The 6018-nt window shown below is 35.5% G+C and carries 6 protein-coding genes; all 6 read left to right on the forward strand.

The annotated features are described in order from the left end of the window. Window positions 1-1535 (forward strand): ATP-binding cassette domain-containing protein (locus tag AC1DWN_RS25520; RefSeq protein ID WP_477561704.1); only part of this gene is annotated, 1535 nt, incomplete at its 5' end. 47 nt (window positions 1536-1582) lie between these two features. Further along, the gene (locus AC1DWN_RS25525) at window positions 1583-1801 is read left to right on the forward strand and encodes a hypothetical protein (RefSeq protein WP_477561705.1); all 219 of its coding nucleotides are present in this window, start codon (window positions 1583-1585) and stop codon (window positions 1799-1801) included. A 754-nt stretch (window positions 1802-2555) separates the two neighbouring features. Next, window positions 2556-3731, forward strand: a complete 1176-nt coding sequence (locus tag AC1DWN_RS25530) for a hypothetical protein (RefSeq protein WP_477561706.1) — start codon at window positions 2556-2558, stop codon at window positions 3729-3731. 133 nt (window positions 3732-3864) lie between these two features. Then, complete coding sequence (locus tag AC1DWN_RS25535) at window positions 3865-3969, forward strand: S26 family signal peptidase (RefSeq protein ID WP_477561709.1); 105 nt, start codon at window positions 3865-3867, stop codon at window positions 3967-3969. Window positions 3970-4061: 92 nt separating this feature from the next. Further along, window positions 4062-5246, forward strand: a complete 1185-nt coding sequence (locus tag AC1DWN_RS25540) for a hypothetical protein (RefSeq protein ID WP_477561707.1) — start codon at window positions 4062-4064, stop codon at window positions 5244-5246. 423 nt (window positions 5247-5669) lie between these two features. Next, window positions 5670-5897, forward strand: coding sequence for a competence protein CoiA family protein (locus AC1DWN_RS25545; RefSeq protein ID WP_477561708.1), 228 nt, complete (start codon window positions 5670-5672; stop codon window positions 5895-5897). The last annotated feature ends 121 nt before the right edge of the window (window positions 5898-6018 follow it).

A 6018-nucleotide genomic window follows, 5' to 3' on the forward strand; every position in this document is an offset into this window, starting at 1 on the left:
ATGTAAGTCAGTTCTCACAACTAGACAGAACTAAAGAAACAACCGTTTTCGAATATATAGGTGAAGAATTTATTGAGATACAAAATGAAATAAATGCTATTTGCACTGAAATGGAAACATCAACGGAAATTGATTCGTTATTAGAAAAGTATCAATTTGCTTTAGATGCATTTGATTCAATGGATGGGAATGATTTTGAAAGCAACATCAATAAGCAACTAAATCTAGCAAACCTCATGAAGCTAAAAGATCTTAAGGTATCCGACCTGAGTGGTGGGGAATTCAAACTTATTCAAGTGATGAAGGAAATGCTTAGTAGTCCAGACTTAATGATTATGGACGAACCAGATGTATTTTTAGACTTTGAAAACCTAAATGCGCTTAAAAATCTTATTAATTCTCACAAAGGAATGCTACTAGTTGTTACGCACAACAGATATCTATTGAATCATTGTTTCAACAAAATTCTGCACCTTGAAAACATGGAGATCCAAGAGTTTGATGGACGATATATTGATTATAACTTCTCATTACTTCAGACTAAAATTGAGTTACAAGAACTCACAATCGCTGATGATGAAGAAATTGAGAGAAACGAGAGCTTAATCGATAATCTTAGAAATATCGCAACTTATAATCCAGAAGCATCTAGAGGGAAAGCGCTAAAAGCTAGAGTTAAATTTCAAGAAAGATTGGTAGCACGTAGAATTAAAGCGCCATTCGTAGATATTAAGCAACCGAATATCAGTTTAGATATTGATAATGAAATGGAAGACACCACTGTTATAAATGTCAATAATTATAGTGTTGCCTTTGATGAGTTGCTTCTAGAAAATGTTAACTTTGAGATAAAATCTACGGATAAAGTAGCCCTTATCGGTTCAAACGGTACCGGGAAAACGACTTTACTCCGAGAAATATTTAAAAATAATCATGATTCAATTGAAATAAATGCTGATGTTAAAGTAGCTTATTTATCTCAGCTTCAAGGCGAAATGMTAAAGGATTCTAATACAATACTAGAAGAATTCATCGATGCTGGGTTTAAAACTTATGAAGAGGTTAGATCATATATTTCAAACTATGGCTTTGAAGGAGAAATCGTTAATCAAAAGATAGAATCTTTATCTGGTGGAGAAAAAAATATGCTTCAATTGGCTAAAGTTTCTGCCAGTAAAGCAAGCGTATTGCTTCTTGATGAACCGACAAGTCATTTAGACACCTATACACAAATAGCACTGGAGAAAGCCATTGAAGACTATAAAGGTGCGATTCTCATGATTTCTCATGATTTCTATTCTGTGGTAAATGGTATGGATTATGTTTTAATCATTGACGATAAGACGATTAGAAAAATGACTATACGAAAATTTAGAAAGATGATTTATGCTAGTCATTTTGATAGAGACTATTTAGAAACGGAACAAAAGAAAAAATCAGTAGAAATGAAAATAGAATTGGCTTTAAAAGATACTGATTTTGAACTTGCAAAAGTATTGCTTGATGAGCTAGAAGAGCTGATTAAACTGCTTTAAATCATAACCCTCTGATTGAAATGATTACAAATCAGGAGGTGCCTTTTATGAAGCTACCAGATGACAAAAAACTAGAAGTTATTGATTTTGTTGAGTTTTTAAAAAGCCATACTAACAATGACTTAGAATCATTAATGGATGAGATTATTATTGAAAATCATGAGGCATTAAAGGATCTAGCCGAGYGAAGAATCAAAATAATCATTCCAAACAAAAATCACCGCTTAATTGAAGCGGTGATTTTTGTTTGGCACGTCATTAAATAGGAGTGAAAAGAAGAAGTTATAAAAAAATTAATAAAAACGAAAGAAATTGGAAATCATATGTCGGGTGACAAGAACATAGTATCATTAAATGCCGCATTTATTGCGGCATTTTGTTTTTATGATATCAAGTTCTTGTCAAAACACAATGACAAGAATCTGATATCATTCCCGACTGATGACAAGAACTTTGTTACATTCCCGATATGCTCTCATTGACGGCAGCTGGCAAAAAGCAGGCTGAAAAGATTTCAATACTCTCCGGCTATTTGCTCCCAATTAGCTCAAGATCCTAGAAAATTGAATGTAAGCGACGTAATACGGAACTCGATTAACTCTGATAACCCAAGATCATCTGTAACTATCTATATCATAATTTCATTAATATATTCAAAACTATGTGACTTCTCTGATTGGAGTGAGTAATCTACCTAAATGCCGAGAGAATGGATAGATGAGGTTTATCCAAAAAATGAAACTGCGCAAACATTTTAGACAACTTAGTCAGGAATAGCGCCACATTTGGAAATTTGTTATATAATATTATTAAATTTTAACAGTATAGGATAGGGAAGGAGCTCTTGAAATGGAGGCATCGTGGTTACTTACCGATGAAATTGCAATTGAAGATGAACGAATTCATTTATCGAATTCTGGCCTTCTCTGGACAGATATTAAGAAAACACTGAGGTTAAAGTATGGAGAGAGTTCAAGAAAGGGATTATTCCGCTGTAGGTGCTGCAACGCCGTGACCCATATGGTACTAATTAACGAAAAAGCATGCCATTTTAAACATGAAAATAATGAAGACTGCGCGGGCTCCCGGAATTATAAACGATATAATTCTGGAACAAGCTCCCACGAAAATCATAAACATAGGATAGGTAAATCCATTATTAAAGACCAATTACAGTCAAGCTTATCGAGGGTTGGAGCAACTGTTATTGACGGATACCTACATAATGAAGATTTGAATTTCGTACCCGACATTATTGCGAGGTGGCCCTCTGGAGACACTTGGACTTTTGATTACGTTACAGGAACTAAAAGTACCAGTTATCAACGTTATCTCATGAATAAACAAGAAACCTACCGTTCAAAGAACTTCAAGAGCTATTTTTATTTTGACCATAGCCAGTTTACATATAAAGAAGACCAACAAGCTATAGCGTTAAGTGCCGGCGAAAAAGGTTCACTCTCCTTTATAGAAGAAGATAAGCTTTGGAATGGGTTACTCGAGGATCTAGCAGAAGCTTATGGGGAGTTATCACTTGCCCCATACTTTGAGCTTGCGCTAACAAACATGAAGGTTCAACGGCTTTTATACGTAACCGACGATATAGATGCTATTTTATACAAAATAACACAGCTGCAGCTTCGGCCAGTGGTTAAACGCCTGCGGGAAATACCAGATAGATGGTATATGATTATAGGAAAACCAAATCAAATACCGCTTAATGATTTGTTCACCTATAATAAAGAAACTAAAGTGTTTGGGTGGGAAATGATGGACGTGGAGACTGACGAATTAGAAGAATTCGCTAAGCTAATTGAATCACGAAATCAGACTTTGTTAAACAAAGATGCAATACTACGTGAAGTCGAAGCTTTTCAAATATCTGAAGACCTTCATTCTTACATAAAGGCGAACCATAAGCCGAAACAGGAAAGCAGAAAGGAGATGCAAGCTTCATATCCTGCAACAGTAAATACACTGCAGAAGGAAGATCAGCTGACATATTACATTAATGTTCTGGAGAAAATGCGTAATTCTATGCTATTACAATCAGCTCCAGGTTTTATCGAAAGAATAAAAGAATGCGAGGAAGATATTCACATTTATAACGAATCGGGTGAACTTTCCAAAAGAATTCATACGATTATCCGAATGATGGAAAACGCAATGCAAAATATTGCGGCACCTTCATCGTAATCTTGAAGCACATTGATTGAAATTAAGAACGGGGCACTGATTCGTAACGGTGTAAAAGTATCAGAGACTTACTTAAACGAGACAATTCGGTAATTCGGTATGAGTTTGGTCCGATTACTGTCCCCGAAAACAAATACTTTTTTTAGGCGACAACCGTAATGAAAGTTTCGATTCTCATTCGTGGACTACCTCTTTCGTGGATAAAGAAAGGTTGATAGGGAAAATACAATGGAATTGAATGTAAAACTTATTTAATTGGAGGGCATTCGAAATAACGCTTGCGAATTATTTTAGAAATTCACTTATTTTTAGATAACAAGGTGGAAAATTTTGAAGGGGACGGTTTCTTTGAATATATTTAGACAGTTACGGATATGGAGTAATGAAGATYGTCCGTGTGGGAGTGGCAAAAAACACGGTTCCTGTTGTAAAAACAAGAAGATTGTTCCTTCACAATTATCTCAGAAACCGCCAGAAGTTCAAGTCATGGAAATGATGAGAAAATCAATGAAAAAATGTTGTATGCATCCTGATCAGGGGCATTGCAAAGGGAAAATCAAAGGTGCACACGCTTTACAGAACAATAAAATTATATCATTACTTGCGGGCGACGAAAGACATGTTTATATGTTAGATTCCAAAAGGAAGCCGCTGTTAATTACAATGAATAATGGGAAGTCAGAATTAATTGTTGAGGTAAGTAGAACAAGTGCAAATGATGCCACCACAGAAACTTGTTTTTGTGATCTACATGATAATATCGTTTTCGCAGTCATTGAAAAAGGCGCGCCAGATTTTGAAGAAACGAATGAGGAAATGAAGTTCGTATATGCCTATAAAGCCTTTATTTTTGAGTATTATAAGCAGCGTATGGCGATGGATATTTTTAAGTCGAGTTTTGTGAAAAAACCTGCTGCATTTACTACTCCTACGATGGTGTCTTTTTATCGAGGACTACAAATGAAAATGAGAGAATTCGAACCTGTCAAAGTCCATCTCGATGGACAAATATTATCGAAATCGCACAGAGGTATCGAAACCTGCGTTATTAGGATACCTGAACAGATTAAATTTGCAGTTTACGCTTATGTAGCTCCTGATTATGATCTAGATGGTAAAAAAATCAAACACACCGTTAAGGGAATTATGCACCGGCTTGCTGTGACTGTTTTACCAGAAATAAATCAATCATACATTTTATTAAGTTGCTTAGAAGGCGAAAGGCATATATATGAAACGCTATTCCGTCAATTGAAAAATTCTTCAATTGATAGAGTAAAGTTTTATATGTCAATGATTTTGCCACTATATTCAGAGAACATGGTTCTGAGTGCGGACTTATGGACTGCTTGGAACGATGAAACTAAGATGGCGTATACGTTCTATGCAAACTTAAAAGGACCGGATTTCTTCACGTATAACAAAGTTATTGGGATGGTACTCCGAAATGCAACTCGTAGAAGTGCGGAAGTTGACTATAGCAAACGGTTAAAAATAGATTTATTTCCGATTTGAAATATTTTTCAAAGATATTCCTACAAACACAGAAAGCCGATTGTCTGAACTTGAACGTTCATAGAAAAGTGCACAATAGAAAGAGTGTCGGATGACAAGAATATGAGCCGATTAATTACCGCGTATATCGCGGTTTTTTTGTTTTATCGGTACATATTCTTGGCAATGTGCAATGTCAAGAATATGTACCGAATGCCGAAAWAGGCCAAGAATGTATACCGATTRCCGATRAGCTATTTATATATAAAATAGATGAAAACATAAAACTGAGTTGCTCCATAAATTATTACGTAAAAAGGTTGCTCTACCTAGTACGTTTTACGACTTATCATTATATATTATCCTCGATCAGAAAACTAATAAAATAAAGGAAGCCGTCGTACTTTGACGAATAATATAGGAAAAGTGACTTAACAGTAACGGTTGATCATTCCAATTTTCGATTGGCTAGCAGAAGATAAATCAGGGCTGCGCTATTATTCTTTCGAGGAGGAAGAGGTACGATTACGTGACCTATCCAGGAATAAAACAATATTCTGTCCCGATTGCCAGGAACAGGTTATATATCGTGCCGGTACAAAAAAACCACATTTTGCACACCGCCGTGAATGTACAAATCCTAACTTCTATTCTACAATAAGGGGTTTTTAACTTGAGTACGATAAATATATTACACTTATCTGATCTCCACTTCAGCATGGAGTCAAAGGATCCGACGCCAGCTGCTCATCGAAAAAATGCTTTGGATGGCATTTTACAGACTCTTAGTGGG

This window comes from Paenibacillus sp. P4_A7 (assembly GCF_056402455.1).